The sequence below is a fragment of the Flavobacterium sp. DW-iso2 genome, assembly GCF_058725285.1.
In genome coordinates, this window is the sequence record NZ_JBZXDY010000018.1 from 61,623 (window position 1) to 78,063 (window position 16,441).

At 33.2% G+C, this 16,441-nt stretch carries 18 protein-coding genes; 17 read left to right on the top strand and 1 reads right to left on the bottom strand.

Features of this window, described 5'->3' with window-relative positions:
* Positions 1-13 precede the first annotated feature (13 nt).
* Positions 14-409, top strand: a complete 396-nt coding sequence (locus AC4PRO_RS12615) for a helix-turn-helix domain-containing protein (protein WP_492117583.1) — start codon at positions 14-16, stop codon at positions 407-409.
* Between the two features lie 730 nt (positions 410-1,139).
* Here AC4PRO_RS12615 and AC4PRO_RS12620 read toward each other — a convergent pair.
* The gene (locus tag AC4PRO_RS12620; protein WP_492117584.1) at positions 1,140-1,532 is read right to left on the bottom strand and encodes a Fur family transcriptional regulator; all 393 of its coding nucleotides are present in this window, start codon (positions 1,530-1,532) and stop codon (positions 1,140-1,142) included.
* 285 nt (positions 1,533-1,817) lie between these two features.
* On the opposite strand from AC4PRO_RS12620, the gene AC4PRO_RS12625 reads away from it, so the two are divergent.
* The 16 genes from AC4PRO_RS12625 to AC4PRO_RS12700 all read left to right on the top strand — a co-directional run bounded on the left by AC4PRO_RS12625 (position 1,818) and on the right by AC4PRO_RS12700 (position 15,939).
* On the top strand, positions 1,818-2,771 hold the full coding sequence (locus AC4PRO_RS12625; protein WP_492117585.1) for a CobW family GTP-binding protein: 954 nt from the start codon (positions 1,818-1,820) through the stop codon (positions 2,769-2,771).
* A 1-nt stretch (position 2,772) separates the two neighbouring features.
* Positions 2,773-3,303 (top strand): molybdopterin adenylyltransferase, encoded by a 531-nt coding sequence (mog, locus tag AC4PRO_RS12630; RefSeq protein WP_492117586.1) that lies wholly within the window; start codon positions 2,773-2,775, stop codon positions 3,301-3,303.
* 2 nt (positions 3,304-3,305) lie between these two features.
* Positions 3,306-5,240, top strand: a complete 1,935-nt coding sequence (gene thrS / locus AC4PRO_RS12635) for a threonine--tRNA ligase (RefSeq protein WP_492117587.1) — start codon at positions 3,306-3,308, stop codon at positions 5,238-5,240.
* Positions 5,241-5,771: a dCTP deaminase gene (dcd, locus tag AC4PRO_RS12640; RefSeq protein WP_492117588.1), complete on the top strand. Its 531-nt coding sequence runs from the start codon at positions 5,241-5,243 to the stop codon at positions 5,769-5,771.
* On the top strand, positions 5,758-6,162 hold the full coding sequence (locus tag AC4PRO_RS12645; RefSeq protein WP_492117589.1) for a phosphoribosyl-AMP cyclohydrolase: 405 nt from the start codon (positions 5,758-5,760) through the stop codon (positions 6,160-6,162). The genes dcd and AC4PRO_RS12645 overlap by 14 nt, the downstream gene beginning before the upstream one ends.
* Before the next feature lie 18 nt (positions 6,163-6,180).
* On the top strand, positions 6,181-6,834 hold the full coding sequence (folE, locus tag AC4PRO_RS12650) for a GTP cyclohydrolase I FolE (protein ID WP_492117590.1): 654 nt from the start codon (positions 6,181-6,183) through the stop codon (positions 6,832-6,834).
* Positions 6,835-7,260, top strand: coding sequence for a transcriptional repressor (locus AC4PRO_RS12655; RefSeq protein ID WP_492117591.1), 426 nt, complete (start codon positions 6,835-6,837; stop codon positions 7,258-7,260).
* A complete protein-coding gene (locus AC4PRO_RS12660; protein WP_492117592.1) occupies positions 7,257-8,012 on the top strand; it encodes a hypothetical protein in 756 nt (251 codons plus the stop codon). The genes AC4PRO_RS12655 and AC4PRO_RS12660 overlap by 4 nt, the downstream gene beginning before the upstream one ends.
* A 163-nt stretch (positions 8,013-8,175) precedes the next feature.
* Entirely contained in the window at positions 8,176-8,667 is a 492-nt protein-coding gene (locus tag AC4PRO_RS12665) for a hypothetical protein (protein ID WP_492117593.1), read from the top strand.
* Between the two features lie 3 nt (positions 8,668-8,670).
* Positions 8,671-9,078 carry a 6-pyruvoyl trahydropterin synthase family protein gene (locus AC4PRO_RS12670; protein WP_492117594.1) on the top strand — a complete coding sequence of 136 codons (408 nt, stop codon included), beginning with the start codon at positions 8,671-8,673 and terminating at the stop codon, positions 9,076-9,078.
* Positions 9,079-9,139: 61 nt separating this feature from the next.
* Positions 9,140-9,508, top strand: a complete 369-nt coding sequence (locus AC4PRO_RS12675) for a MerC domain-containing protein (RefSeq protein ID WP_492117595.1) — start codon at positions 9,140-9,142, stop codon at positions 9,506-9,508.
* 71 nt (positions 9,509-9,579) lie between these two features.
* Positions 9,580-10,386, top strand: coding sequence for a 5'-nucleotidase, lipoprotein e(P4) family (locus AC4PRO_RS12680; protein WP_492117596.1), 807 nt, complete (start codon positions 9,580-9,582; stop codon positions 10,384-10,386).
* Between the two features lie 3 nt (positions 10,387-10,389).
* Positions 10,390-11,640: a GTP-binding protein gene (locus AC4PRO_RS12685; RefSeq protein ID WP_492117597.1), complete on the top strand. Its 1,251-nt coding sequence runs from the start codon at positions 10,390-10,392 to the stop codon at positions 11,638-11,640.
* A 652-nt stretch (positions 11,641-12,292) separates the two neighbouring features.
* On the top strand, positions 12,293-12,634 hold the full coding sequence (locus AC4PRO_RS12690) for a hypothetical protein (RefSeq protein ID WP_492117598.1): 342 nt from the start codon (positions 12,293-12,295) through the stop codon (positions 12,632-12,634).
* Between the two features lie 245 nt (positions 12,635-12,879).
* On the top strand, positions 12,880-15,264 hold the full coding sequence (locus AC4PRO_RS12695) for a TonB-dependent receptor (protein ID WP_492117599.1): 2,385 nt from the start codon (positions 12,880-12,882) through the stop codon (positions 15,262-15,264).
* 12 nt (positions 15,265-15,276) lie between these two features.
* Positions 15,277-15,939 carry a type 1 periplasmic binding fold superfamily protein gene (locus AC4PRO_RS12700; RefSeq protein ID WP_492117600.1) on the top strand — a complete coding sequence of 221 codons (663 nt, stop codon included), beginning with the start codon at positions 15,277-15,279 and terminating at the stop codon, positions 15,937-15,939.
* The last annotated feature ends 502 nt before the right edge of the window (positions 15,940-16,441 follow it).

Here is a 16,441-nt window from a genome sequence, read left to right on the forward strand (position 1 = left end):
ATATCTTTGAGTTATGAACACAGCAACTAAACCAAAACATATTGGTAGAAATATCAGCCGAATTAGAGAACTTAGAGGCATGAAACAAGAAGCCTTGGCTCTTGCTATAGGAGTGAGTCAACAATCTGTTTCAAACATTGAAGCAAGCGAAACAATTGAAGAAGAAAAGCTAATTGCAATTGCAGTAGTTTTGGGAGTTTCTGCTGAAGCCATTAAAAATTATAGTGATGAAACTGTATTAAATGTGATCAATAATACTTTTACTAGTCATGATAGTTCAACAATTAATGCAATTAATATACAACCCAATTTTAATCCACTTGATAAGGTAGTAGAACTTTATGAACGTTTAGTCCAGGCAGAAAAAGACAAGGTCGAATATTTGGAGAAATTATTAAAAATAAAATAACTTTTGATAAAGGTTATAACTTCAAAAAAGACATCATAATTGATGTTTTTTTTTATTTAAGATAAGTTTCAATTTTATCGGCATTCTATAAATTGTCAAACATAATTTTGACTGCTATAATTTCTTTCAGAGATCCACAAAAAGCTTTCTTAAAACAGTCAGAATTTTGTAGATTTTAAAAGTAGTATCGATTGGAAAATTACACTTCTTTTATATCGTTTTTTCAGATGATTTTTTTTTAAGTGTACCCTTTCAAAGAAGCTTAAACATCCCAAAAAAGACAAAAAGTAAGCCAAGGTATTGAACATCGGCACAAGAAGTGCGCATAATTGCAAAGTGGATTCAAGACAATAAGAGAAAGATGAAATGATGGCAAGGCTCGATAAATTAATTAATAAATAAATTTGAAATGAATTCTTATTCACATTTAGTAAAATTACTAAAAGCGAGAAAAATAAAAAAACTAAAGTATTTTATAAACGATAGATTAGGATTTGTCTATTATAGTCGTTAATGATTTAATGAAGATTCCCTCTGTACACATTTACTTCATTATTCCTTGTGACTAAAACACAATAAATAGGCAAACGTTTTTATATTTTATACTGCTTTTATTGTTCATTGATTCACACTTATTCCCCATTTTTGGTTTGTATTTGTTTAAATAGGGCAAAAATTAAAAACACTATTTCAATCTAAATTAAAAAAGAGTTGCTTTTTTAATGAGCCATTAACTGTTTCCATTACAATTCGGACAAAGTCCAGATAACGTAAAATTCACCTCTTTTACTAGATAATTATCAGGGATTTTATAAGACGGTTCAACCGAATCTAAACAAGTTACCGAATGGCATTTTTCACAACTAAAATGTACGTGATTATGAGTATGATGATGATTGTCGTGATCGTGATGACAACCCGCATATTTAACCGTTCCATCTGGAGTAGCAATTTTATGTATCATATCTTCAGTAACCAAACGGTCTAAAATTCTGTAAATAGTAACTCTATCACATAAATCTCCAGTCAATTTTTGAATTTCACTGTGCGACAATGCCACTTCAGAATGCGTTATTAATTCTAAAATAGCGGTTTTCGAAGCAGTTTTACGTGTTGTTTTCATAATTAAAAAAATATAACGCAACATTGTTGCGATTAACAAAATACCAAGTATATTTGCAACCAAATTGCATTAAGCAAATGTACAAGAAAAAGTAGCACTAATCAATAGTAGTTTTTGAAGGTATTTTCGAATTTAAAGGGTCTAAATTGAAAAACATATTACCTTTTTGGTTTTGTTTTATACCTATTCCTATAGTTAGGAAAATATCAAAATATGGATATAACTAGTAGGTAACTATTTAAATAAGAAGCTTAATTATTATTCGTATTCCAAATAAATAATCAGATGGAAAAAACAAAAAAAATAAACGTTTACATCATTACAGGATTTTTAGGCTCGGGTAAAACAACAGTTTTGAATAATTTGTTGCAACAGTTTTCTGCCGAAAAAAATATAGTGATAGAAAATGAATTTGGTAAAATAAATATTGACGCAACATTGATAAACGGAACATTTGAATCTGTTTACGAACTTACAAATGGCTGTATTTGCTGTTCGATAAACAACCAATTGTTAGAGACATTAACTCGAATAGATGCTTTAGAAAATAAGCCCCACAATTTGTTCATAGAAACTACTGGTATTGCAGATGCAGGAGAAATTGCAGCAAACTTCAAAGCACTTTTTGTAGTAGAATCTTTTGATTTAAAGAAAATTATAGCTGTTATAGATACCGAAAATATACTTTACTATAAAGATTCCAACCCTGAAGTACAAAAGCAAATTGTAGCCGCAGATTGTGTAGTAATCAACAAAACTGTCTTGGTTACAACCGAAATTATTGAAGATGTAAAAGACTTTGTAAAAGCTGTAAATCCATATTCTAGCATTATTTTATCCAAAAATGGTTTGCTAGACAGAATGAACTTAGAAACCGAAAATAGTCAAAAAATATTGACTCCCACCACAATTTATAAAACCGAAAGTGTTCATAAAATAAAAACAATGCTTTATGAAACGGATGCTTTGTTTGATATCCAAACTCTTAGATACGAACTCTTTAAAAACCTCTATTTGTATTACCATCAGATCTATAGAGTAAAAGGGTATGTTTTGAATGCTGAAAATGAAGTCTACCTAGTACAAACAATAGGAAAAACAGTGGTAATTATTCCAGCAGATAAGCAAGCAATTTCAAAAAGTCAACTAGTTTTTATTGGTAAGGAACTAGAACTAAAAAGTATAGAACGTATATTAAAAGGGGCTTTAGTTAAAAACAAAAAACCGCAATTGTCATAAAATGGGAAAGATAAAAATTGGTATTCTTACCGTTTCAGACCGAGCCAGTAAAGGAATTTATGCAGACTTGTCTGGCATTGAAATTAGAAGGGTCGTTGATAATTACACTATTGATAGTAGTGACTTCGCTTATTGCATAGTTCCAGATGAAGAAGAATTAATAGCCGAAAAATTAATTTATTTATCCGATATCGAAAAATCCAGTTTGATTTTTACCACAGGAGGCACCGGTCCCGCATTGCAAGATGTAACACCAGAAGCAACCGAAAAAATCTGTCATAAAATGCTTCCCGGTTTTGGCGAATTGATGCGAAAGGAAAGTCTTGAATATGTACCCACAGCCATATTATCCAGACAAACTGCTGGAATTAGAAACCAAACCTTAATTGTGAATCTGCCCGGTAAACCAAGCGCTATTGAACCGTGCTTAAAATCAATTTTTCCTGCTATTCCGTATTGTATTGATTTACTTGAAGGGCCATTTATGACTTGCAATCCCAAAAATATTCAAATCTTTAGACCCAAAAAATAATTATGATTACGCTAATATTACCCTCAAATATTCAAAAAACATTTCGTCAAGAATCGGTTTCTATCCAAGACGTTGCGGAGTCTATCAGTAATTCTTTAGCCAAAGAAGTACTTGTAGCAAATGTAAACGGTCAAATTAGGGACATAAATTATGCTATTCCGAACGAATCGAAAGTTAATTTACTGACTTGGAAAGAGGACGAAGGCAAAAATGCTTTTTGGCATACTACCGCTCATTTACTTGGTGCAGCATTGCAAGAACTATATCCCGGAATACAACTGGGGACAGGTCCTGCAATAGAAAACGGATTTTATTACGATGTTGATTTTGGCGAATACAAATTTACCGATGCCGATTTTACCAAAGTCGAAAAAAAAATGCGGGAACTGGCGCAGAAAAAATCATTAAACATTCGAAGAGAAGTTTCGAAAGGCGAAGCTACTGCGTTTTTTACGCAACACTACAATGCTTATAAATTAGAATTAATTGAAGGTTTAGCAGACGAAACAATTATATTTTATGAAACAGGAAATTTTACAGATTTATGTACGGGTCCTCATATTCCGAATACTTCTTTTATCAAAGCCGTAAAACTAACGGCTATTTCTGGAGCGTATTGGCGTGCTAACGAAAACAATAAAATGCTAACCCGAGTGTACGGCATTAGTTTTCCAAAACAAACCGATTTAGATGCTCATCTCGAAGCTTTAGAAAAAGCAAAACAGCGTGACCATCGCAAATTAGGTAAGGAATTAGAACTTTTTTATTTTGATGAGCAAGTAGGAATGGGATTGCCGTTATGGGCTCCAAAAGGGGAAGCTTTGCGCCAAAATTTAATTGGTTTTCTACGAAAAATACAAATGCGTGCCGGTTATCAACACGTGGCAAGTCCGCATATTGGCAAAAAAGAGTTGTATGTAACCTCGGGACATTATGCCAAATACGGTCAAGATTCCTTTCAGCCCATACACACTCCCGTCGAAAATGAAGAGTTCTTTTTGAAACCAATGAACTGCCCGCATCATTGCAAAATTTATGCAACAAAACCACGAAGTTACAAGGAACTCCCTATAAAATATGCCGAGTTTGGAACGGTATATCGCTACGAACAAAGTGGCGAATTGCACGGACTAACTCGTGTGAGAGGTTTTACGCAAGACGATGCTCATATTTATTGCAGACCCGACCAACTTAAAGTGGAATTTTTGAAAGTAGTCGATTTGGTTAATTTAGTTTATGGGAAGTTAGGATTTACTGATTTTCAAACTCAAATTTCGTTAAGAGACACTTCGAATAAAGAGAAATATTTAGGCACAGACGAAATGTGGACTTTAGCCGAAAATGCCATAATAGAAGCTACCCAAGAACGAGGAATGAAAGCTACGACCAAAGAAGGCGAAGCGGCATTTTATGGTCCAAAATTAGATTTTATGGTGAGTGATGCCATTGGACGAAAATGGCAAATAGGTACGATTCAGGTTGATTATATGATGCCCGAAAATTTTGATTTGACTTACACTGGCAAAGATAATGGCCTGCACAGACCGGTAATGATTCACAGAGCATTATTTGGTTCTATGGAACGATTTATTGCGCTGTTGATAGAACATACAGGTGGTAATTTCCCTGTTTGGTTGGCGCCAACCAAAGTAATTGTATTGCCTATCGCATCCAAATATATTGAATATTGCCAAGAAATTGCAAATCAACTCAATGAAGAATTCGATTTGCAAATTGAAGTTGATGAGCGTGAAGAAAAAATTGCCCGTAAAATTAGGGATGCCGAAACACAGAAAATCCCCTATATGCTTATCGTGGGCGAAAAAGAAAGTGAAGAAAACAAAGTCGCAATTCGAGTTCACGGACAAGGAGACAAAGGAGTTGTTTTGGTTTCGGAATTTATAGAAAGCTTTAGACAGGAACTAAAAATAATCTAAATGATTTTAAGCGGACAGGAAATAGAAAAAAAACTCGGAACGGATATTTCGATAGACCCATTCGATGCCAAACAACTCAATCCCAATAGTTATAATTTGAGATTACACGACGAGTTATTGGTTTATGACAACGCCATTTTGGATATGAAAATGGAGCATAAAACATCGATGCTTACTATCCCAAAATCAGGATTGCTTTTAGAACCGTACAAACTGTATTTAGGGAGAACCGTAGAATATACTAAAACCCATAATTATGTACCAATGCTGGAAGGCAGAAGTAGTATTGGGCGTTTGGGAATGTTTATACACGTTACGGCAGGCTTTGGCGATGTTGGTTTTGAAGGCTATTGGACATTGGAAATCTTTGTCATTCAGCCCTTGATTATTTATCCGAATATCGAAATTTGTCAAATATATTACCACGCTATCGAAGGCAATTTTGAAACCTACAGCAGTGGAAAGTATCAAAAAAACGATTGCATTCAGCCGAGTTATTTATTTAAAGACTTTGAAAATGAAAATAGATAACGCACTATTAGAAGAAACAAACGCAATTGATTTGCAATTTGAAAAACGAGGTGGTTTACTCCCTGTAGCGGTTCAAGAAACAAGTTCAGGACAACTATTAATGTTGGCTACGGTCAATCAAGAATCTTTTGAGATTAGTCTTAAAACTAGAAAAGCTACATTTTATAGCACTTCAAGAAACGAAATTTGGACTAAAGGATTGACTTCTGGCAACACTTTAAAAATAGACAACATATTCGTCGATTGTGACCAAGATGCATTAGTCTATCAAGTGACACTTGAGAACGGAGGGGTTTGCCACACTTTTAATAAAAATGGAGAAAATAGAAAAGCCTGTTTTTATCGAAAAATAAATTGGTTAGAAAACAACCTTGAATTTGTAGAAAAATAATTGTTTAAAAATATACTAATGAAAAAAGAACACGAAAATGCGGATAATATAGGCGACAATCACATCGGCACATCGGCAGATACGCCAATGAGAGCAGATGCATTTGTGCTATCGGACGACCAAAAAATTGAAAAAATTACCGAACATTATAAAGAAATAATGGAAATTTTAGGACTCGATTTGACTGATGATAGTTTGAGTGGAACACCTTATCGTGTGGGCAAAATGTATGTTAAAGAACTTTTTTCGGGTTTAAACCCAAAAAACAAACCCAAGATTTCGGTTTTTGACAACAAATACCAATACAACAAAATGCTTATCGAAAGTCAAATAACTTTCAATTCCTCTTGCGAACATCATTTTTTGCCCATTATTGGAGTAGTACACATTGGGTATATTTCGTCAGGAAAAGTAATTGGACTTTCAAAAATGAACCGAATTGTAGAATATTATGGCAGACGACCTCAAGTACAGGAACGAATGACCATTCAGATTTTTAACGAATTGAAGTTGGCCTTGCAAACTGATGATGTTATGGTAGTGGTCGAAGCCGAGCACCTTTGCGTATCTACAAGAGGCGTAAATGACAAAACAAGCAAAACAACTACGCTGGAATATGGAGGGCAATTTGAACAAGAACAAATACGCAATGACTTTTTTAAAATGGTGTAAATGATAATAGAAGCCACAAGGATACTGAAAGAAAATGGATTAAAAATTACCCAAAACAGATTGGATGTTTTAGCTGTATTTCTATGTTCTGAAAAGGCTTTTACATTATTAGATTTAGAAAAAATTTATCATTTAAAACACGACCGTTCTAGTATTTTTAGAAGTTTACAAACGTATTATATCAAAGGAATTATTGAAAAGTTTTGCAATGCAAACGGAACTTCTATTTATACTTTAAAACAACATAAACCCGATTGTAATGGAAGCTCTCATTTTAAATGCAACGATTGCGAAACCGTAGTTTCATTGCCTGATTTACCCACAGAATATTTAAAAATATTAGGCAAAAGCAAGATGGAAACAATGAATCTTTTGATAGAAGGCAGTTACGAAAATTGTCATAATAAAAGCCTCGAAACACTATGAATCAATTTGTAAATAACGAATATCCCAATGCAGATACAGGAACTGCGGTTACCAATAAATACCTGAACTTTTTAGAAAAAGAATATGGCGTTGATTTGTCAAAAATGTTGTTTGCCACTTCGCTTTGTTCGGATGATGTCAATGTTTCTACCGATTTTAGAAAAGTGCTTTCCCGACCTTTTTCGATGGGAGGTTTAGGCGGATTGCCTTATTCTGGCTTAACGGGTATGGTCGCTTTTGCCCATCATATTCCTGATGGCGGAGATGCTTTTATCTTTTATGGCCCACATATCGGGATTACAGATGAAGGGGAATTAGGAAAAATGACTCGACCAGGACAATCCAGATTAACGAACAGTTGTGGTGCTTTGATGCTCGGACTGGAACGATTGCAACAAGAAAGTGAAATATATGTGCCCATCAATTCAGAGTTGGATTACCAACAAATATTATTAGAGCGAACGGTAATGCCTTATAAACAAAGAATCGTAGAGGCAAAAAATCCTAAAAAAGAAATTACCGAAGTTTTCTATGAAGAAATTCATAAAAAAATACAAGTACTAGTCAAAATGGCTAAAAAAGAGTTTTCCTGCGAGCGTATTTTTTTGTTGGGTGGCATTATCATCAACACCTCGCCTGAGTTTAATGATATGGTAGATGTACGAAATTTTCAAGTGGTGCATACCAATGAGCTTGAAATGAAAAATTTTGACATTTCTATTTTAGAAACACCTGCTTTTAAAGATTTATAATTAAGTCGAAAGTTTTAAAGTCCTAACGTAAAAAGTAGAAAAAATCTCACTGAAGACTTAAAATCAATTAGTTACTTTGGTTTTTTAAATTTAAAAAACACGACATTTTATAACTCTAAGTACTTATATGCTTAGTACTTAAACCCAATACAAAAAAATAACAATGCAAAAAATAGCTTATCTAAATCCAGAAGAAATTCAACTTACAAAAGATATCAACACTAAAAAAAACATCCTATCTGTTTTCTATTACTATTGGATTAACGCTTCAAATCCCAACGAAGACTATAGTTTCATAGATGTAATTGAATTGGTTTTTGATGACCATTCTTCTTTATTTTTTAAACTTAATGATGATGATTCTGGAATTAATATTACTCAAAACTTTGAGTACGAAGAATACAAAACAAGTATACAAAGTGAATTCTTACTGCAAATAAAACTTCAAAAAGTAGAAGTCACAACATTGCCTATTTGGAGATCGGTATTGCAAAATTCATTTGAGGAAATAACGGCTATTGTTGAGAAAGGGAAATTCTTGAGTACCACTTTTTGGATAGCTTTCAAAAATCAAAAAATAGAACTCAACTTTCATCCCATAGAAGGATTAGTGGTAACGGAATATGAAGAAGTTTTAGAATTAAACCAAAAATAAGAAATGAAAGTAACTATTTGCCGAAAGGCACACTTTAACGCTTGTCACAGAATGGACAACCCCTGTTGGAGTGACGCCAAAAACCAAGAAGTTTTTGGCATTTGCAACAGTCCCAATTATCACGGACATAATTTTGAATTAATAGTAAAACTAACCGGAGAAATAGACCCCGAAACGGGTTATGTTATGGATATGAAAGTCTTGGGAGACATTATTAAAGACGAAATAGAAACCCGATTTGACCATAAAAACCTCAATCTTGATTGCGTCGAATTTAAAAACAAAACAGCTTCGACAGAAAACTTTGCCTTAGTGATTTTTGAAATTTTAAAGTCAAAATTAAACCCCATTTTAAAGCTAGGTATCGTTCTTTATGAAACCAATAAAAATTTTGTGGAAATAGTGGAATAATTTTATCGCAACACAATTGCATTAAAGTAAATAAATGTATATTTGCAACAAAATTGCATTAATGAAAAATTCAGAAATTAAGACTCCGACAACACCCTACGACATTATAGGGATTTCATGCGCTACATTGTGCTTAATTCATTGCATTGTGTTTCCACTGCTAACGATAATCCCTTTTGGTTTTTCGGACAGTTGCATCATTGATGCCCTTTTTGCTTGTATTGGAATGTTCGTAGTTTCGAAAATTTTGATGAGCGACGCTAGTAAAAAAGTCAAAATCCTATTAGGGATTTCAATATTTCTTATTGTTGTAAGTGTACTGATGGAAATAGCTTTCGATGTTCATTTCGGCTTATTATACGTAGGAGGATTGGGAATGATTGTGGGTCATTATCTGAACTTCAAATCGCATAGGAAAACCTTATTGTAAGTAATTAAGCATTTATGAAAAGGCCTCTAAAATTGTTACACAAACAAATCTAATAAAAAATAAAATCTCCAATGAAATTAAGAAATAAGCTCCGTTTAATCACATTAGTAGTAGTGCTTTTGGGAAATTCAAACCAACTAATTGCTCAAAAATCGACTATCTTAAACAATGAAAGTCAACTTAAAATATATCCTGTTTTGTGGCAACAAACGGCAGCAGAATATAGAGCATTATGCTACCAAGCGTTTAATTTCGCATCCCTCCGATTAAATGAAATCCCAAAAAAGGACTTAAAAAAAAGAAAATTAGCTATCGTTACAGATTTAGACGAAACTATATTAGACAACAGCTATGTTGGAGCTCAATTAATCAAGGAAAACAAACAAATGACTGACGAAGAATGGAATCGTTGGGTACAAGCTTCAAAATCGACTGAAGTTCCAGGTGCCATTGCTTTTTTGAAAAAAGCACATAACAAAGGAATTACCATTTTTTATGTTTCCAATAGAGATACGAGTAGTGTAAAAAGCACGCTGATAGATCTAAAAAATCTAGATTTACCTAATGCGGATGCCGAACATTGTATTTTTAAAAGCAGCACTTCATCTAAAGAGGTAAGAAGAAATATAGTGGCTAAAGATTTTAAAATCGTAATGCTATTAGGCGATAACTTAAATGATTTTAGCAACATTTTTGAAAAAAAATCAATTCCAAACAGACTTGTAGCTACCGATTCTGTTGAAGAAGAATGGGGCAAAAAATTTATCGTCTTACCCAATGCTAATTATGGAGAATGGGAAAATGCACTCTATAATTATGAACATAAGTCAGACGAAGAAAAAGATAAAATGCGTAAAGATTTATTAAAAGGCTATTAAATTATGACTATAAAAAAACTCCCCGTAACCGTATTATCAGGTTTTCTTGGCGCAGGAAAAACCACTTTGCTCAACCACATTCTTCATAACAAAGAGGGCTTGAAAGTAGCTGTAATTGTAAATGATATGAGCGAAGTAAATATTGATGCACAATTGGTCAAGAACGAAATGACACTTTCTAGAACTGAAGAAAAATTAGTCGAAATGAGTAACGGCTGTATTTGTTGCACTTTGCGTGAAGATTTGATGCTCGAAGTAGAAAAATTGGCCAAAGAAAATCGTTTTGATTACCTGCTGATAGAAAGCACGGGAATTAGTGAACCAATTCCGGTGGCGCAAACATTCTCGTTTATAAACGAAGACGAAAATATTGATTTATCACGCTTTAGTTACATAGACACTATGGTTACGGTAGTGGATGGTTTTAACTTCTTTAAAGATTTTGGTTCTGCTCAAACTTTAGAAGATATAAAAGCAACCAATATTGAAAACGACATCCGTACCATTGTCAATTTACTGGTGGATCAAGTAGAATTTGCTAATGTTATTATAGTAAACAAAACCGATTTAATCACGCCAACAGCATTAGATGTTTTAAAAGCGTCGATTACAAAATTAAACCCCTTAGCAACGATATTAACTTCCGAATATGGAAAAGTCGACATAAATAACATCATCAATACTGGACTTTTTAATTTTGAAGAAGCCGAAGCCTCTGCAGGTTGGATGCGAGAATTGGAAGGCGAACACACTCCAGAAACCGAAGAATATGGCATTGGTTCGTTTGTTTTTAGAGACCATCGCCCGTTTCATCCTAAGCGTTTTCACGAATTTATAACCGATACTTTTCCGCAAACCATTATCAGAAGCAAAGGCTTATTTTGGATTGCCTCGCGCCCTGCCCAAGCCATCAATTGGAGTCAAGCAGGTGGCTCGATGAAAGCCGAAGGTGCAGGAGTTTGGTGGGCAAGTATGCCTTTTGGAGAGCGTATTAAATTTCAAAATTTTGTGGATTACCAACCCATAATCGAAGAACGTTGGGATACCACTTTTGGCGATAGATTGAACGAATTAGTACTTATTGGCATCAAAATGAACGAAGCCGAAATCCGTAGTCAATTAGAATCTTGCCTTTGTACAGCCGATGATATTATGGATTTACAAGATGGTTTTTTTCCGAGTAAAGATTCTTTCCCTATACCAAAACAATATCCTGAAAATAATAAAAGTACTGTTGATTTTTATGAAATGTAATTATTTAGTTGTTGGTTGTCAGTTGTTGGTTGTTGGTTCAAATCGTTTAAAAAGGATGTTTCTGATTTAGAATTCCTGTTTTTAGAAGTCAATAGTACTATTTTCTTGTAAAAAAGTTGAAAACAAACTTAAACAGGTGTATTTATTTTTACGAAATCCTAAAAACTAAAAACCAACAACTATCAACTGAAGTTACAGTAATTGTTATATTTAAATATTTTTGTTTTTGTAAACCTGTTGTTTGGTTAATTTCAGGTGAATAACCCGTCTTTGTGATGGGTTATTTTTTTTAAAACTATACCATTGTGAATTATTTTCAATTGCCTCCAATTTTAGCTAGAGGCAATTCATTTCAAAAATAGTGTTACTGAATATTTGTACCAAACGTATTCCCTATAGAATATATTTGGATAGACACTTAATCAATAGATAATCAAACTTTCTAAGGGCTAAAATTTCTAAAGATTTCGTAAAGAATAATGATTTCATCAGGCAAACATTTTTATATTTAAATACAATTGCAAAATAGTTGCGTTAATCAATAAAAGATCTATATTTGCAACTCAATTGCGTTAATTAAAATACAAAAAATTGAAAGCCTTATTTCAATTTTAATATTTACTTTACCAAGTGTTTTACGATATATTAAATAATGAAAAAAAAGTTTGTCATAATCAATGTTCTTCTGTCAATGGCGGTATTGTTCTCTATACTGTTTCAGGCAATACATTCTTATGAACATTACTCGGAATTACTGACGGAAAAAAAATGCCATCACGACCATTCCAAAAATGAAATAACCCACAGCCATACTATTTCCGAAAAATGTATGATTTGTGATTTTAACTTTAGTTCATATACCACTCCAGATTTTTTCTCGTTTGAATTTCACAAAACTACTACCGTAACTCATACTGCTCTAGTTTCTTTTCAAAAAAACGCTACCTTTTTCAAAGGTTCTCTTTTTGCTCTTCGAGCGCCTCCTTTATTTTAAGAAAGTTCTATTCACTAGACTTATTTAGTCGTTAAAAGACTAAGTCACCATGTTTCTGAACTTTCCTTAGCTCCTTTTGCTTTTTTCTAAAGCACACTATTTTTTTATTTAAACATTTACTCTGTTATTTAAAGTTGTCTCCTTAAATCTGAGCAACTTAGTCTCTTAGTAGCTACTCTAAATTAAAAAAATAGAACACTCTAAATCCCCTAATGAATGGGTTTTATCTATTTTAAATTAAAATAATGTCAAAGAAAATTCTTGTATTTTTCTTGTTTATTCTATTTTGCAACAGTCTTTATTCGCAAAATACCATAAGTGGAAAAGTAAAATCTCAAAGAGAAATTAACTTCTCGAACATCCATATTCACATTGGTCAAAAAATTATTAACAGTGATGCGTCAGGCAATTACAGCGCTACTAATTTGCCTAATGGAAAAACCAAAATATTTATTTCGAGTATAGGATTTCAATCCATAGACACTTTAATTGAACTTAAAAGTAATCTAAAGCTTGACTTTATGATGAAGCAAAATACCACTGCTCTTCAGGAAGTAATTATACAACAAAAATCGAATAGTAGTACTAAATCCGTTGCTGAACAACAGCTAAAAGTAGAGACTATCGAAAAATACAGCAATCAATCCTTGGGCGATGCTTTGAAAGAAGTAGCAGGTGTTTCGACCCTCAAAACGGGAAATGCCATTGTAAAACCAATTATAAATGGATTGTATGGAAGCAGAGTTCCTATCATCAACAACAATGTACGATTAGAAGACCAACAATGGGGAATAGAACACGCACCAAATTTTGATATTAATTCGGCTAATAAAATCACGGTTATCAAAGGGGCTTCGGGCTTGCAATATGGAGGAGATGCCCTTGGAGGTTTAGTAATTATCGAACCTTTGAATGTCAAAAAAGACACTTTATTTGGCAAAACAATTCTCAATTTCGACACCAACGGAAAAGGGGGTTCTGTGACTTCAAGCCTACATAAAGGAAATAATCAAGGATTTAGTTGGAATGCAATGGCGACTTTTAAATACATGGGGGACAAAAACGCTCCTGATTATGTTTTGTCAAATACTGGAAACCGCAATGCCAATTTTTCGGGCGACATTCACTATAGAGCAAAAAAATACGATGCAACTGTTTTTTACAGCTACTACAAATCATTACTCGGGATTTTGAGTGCGTCGCATACTGGAAATGTAAATGACTTATACAATTCTATTACGAACAAAGTCCCTTCAATTGTTAATGATTTCACCTACACGATAAGCAATCCTAAACAAGATATCGAACATCAAATCATCAAATTTAATTACAATTATCACTTTGATGAATCGGCATTTATTGCGCTACAATATAATTTTCAACGCAATAAAAGATTAGAATATGACATCCGAAGAGGGAATTTTAAAAACATTCCTGCATTAGATTTGGAGTTAAAAACCAATACTATAAACATAGATTACAACAAAAAAGGACACGATTGGAATTTCAAATCAGGAATTAGTACTGTTATTCAAAACAACTTTGCCAATCCCGCTACAGGAATTCGCCCATTAATTCCTAATTACGATAAAATAGATTTTGGAGCCTATTCGGTTATGAACTATTCCTTCTCAGATACTTTTACTATCGATGGCGGATTGCGATATGATTTCTCTAAAATAGACGCTACAAAATTCTACCAAAAAACAAGGTGGGAAGAAAGAGGGTACGACGAGGAATTCTCCCATTTTATTGTAGGCGATTATGGGTTACAGTGGCTTACAAAACCTACATTTGCATTTCATAACCTATCGGCAAGTACTGGTTTTAATCAAAAATTAAATAACGATTGGCAAATACTGGCGAATGTAAGTTTTGCTTCGAGAAACCCAAATCCTTCGGAGTTTTTTAGTGACGGATTGCACCATTCTACTGGCGTAATTGAATTGGGGGATTTAGGGTTAAATAAAGAGCAATCGACTAAATTATCGGTTACTATTCAGAAAAAAATCAATCGTTTTTCATTTGATGTAAACCCTTATTTCAATAGTATTCGTGATTATATTTTTTTGAAACCCGTTGGTTTTGAAACTACCATTCGAGGTGCATTTCCTGTTTGGGAATACCAACAAACTAATGCAAGGCTTTTAGGAGTAGATGTACAAACGCACTGGAATATTACCAACCAATGGGAACATTTTTTCCAACTTGCCTACGTAAACGGAACCGACACTAGCAACAAAGAGCCACTAATTGATATGCCACCACTGAATATCAACAACAAGATTCGATTTTCTAAAAAGGAATGGCATGGTCTAAATCTGGAACTACAAAGCGAAATCGTTTTTATGCAAAACCAATATCCAAACAATAATTTCAGCACCTTAATTATTGAGGGAGGCGAATTAGTTCCAGTTACGGTAGATATTAGTACGCCACCGCCTGGTTACAATTTACTGCACTTTTATTCGGAAATGAAATTCCAAACTTTAAAAAAAGCAAGTACAACTGTGGGCTTTTCTGTTCAAAATATTTTAAATGTTTCGTATAGAGATTATTTAAATCGACAACGCTTTTTTGCCGATGAAATAGGCCGAAGTTTTCAAGTTCAACTAAAATTCAATTATTAAAAACTTTATATAATGCAAACAATTTTACAAACCAATTCAATTAATTTAAACACAAACAAAATGAAAACAACAATGAAACAATTCAACAATTCAGTAAGTAGAAATTTAAAAATCGGTACTATCGCACTTTTGGCAACACTAAGCTTTTCTTCTTGTAGTAAGGATGATAATGAGCCAACACCTGTAAATGAGGAAGAAGTAATCACAACTGTTACGGCAATTTATACTCCTGTAGGTGGCGGAACTGCAATTACTTTACAATCTAGAGATTTAGATGGTGATGGTGCAAATCCTCCAATAATTACCGTTTCTGGCCCTTTTGCAAAAAACAAAACCTATAATGGTGCTGTTACGGTAAAGAATGAATCAATAACTCCTACACAAGATATTACTCTAGAAATTCTCGCAGAGGCAGTGGATCACCAACTTTTTTATCAAAAAACAGGGACTTTAAATGCGTTTACTTACGCTTCAGAAGCCAATAATTTTGATAAAAACGGAAAAGTAGTAGGCTTGCAATCTGTATTTACTACTACCGAACCAGCTTCAGGAAATTTAAAAATCACTTTAAGACACGAGCCAAATAAAAGTGGAGCTAATGTAGCAGCTGGAGATATTACAAATGCAGCTGGTTCTACTGATTTTGAAGTTACTTTTTCGATTTCAGTAATGTAAAAAAATAATGCGTAATAAAGATAAGTTACCAAACTCATAGTACAAATTATAGCTGGATATATGAACTTTAATACCTAAATATTGTTGAAACTATTTTTTAAATTGTTTTACAATGAAGCTATAAAAATTTTCAATTACTTAGTTTAAAGAACTTCAAAACTCTTTAGTGAAATTTCAGTTTTTTTATAGATATTTATTAGCACCAGACAAAAGGAGGCTGTCCAAAATTATTTTTCGGATAGCCTCTTATTTATTTATACTATTTTAAATTTTCAAAAAAAGTCAAAATAGGTATCAAGTGTTCGATTGCAGTCCCTGACAGCCCACAAAACTTCTCAAGAAATTGAGAAGTTTTTTTTTGCTTTATATTTTCTTGTAACTTTTTATATTTGATCCGTTTTTATAACTGATTACGGTAGTGTAATGGATCATAACGAAAACCTGTGGAGTAGCAAAAATTAGGCATATATATTAGTTAGCCTAAAAAGGAAAAACTCAATGT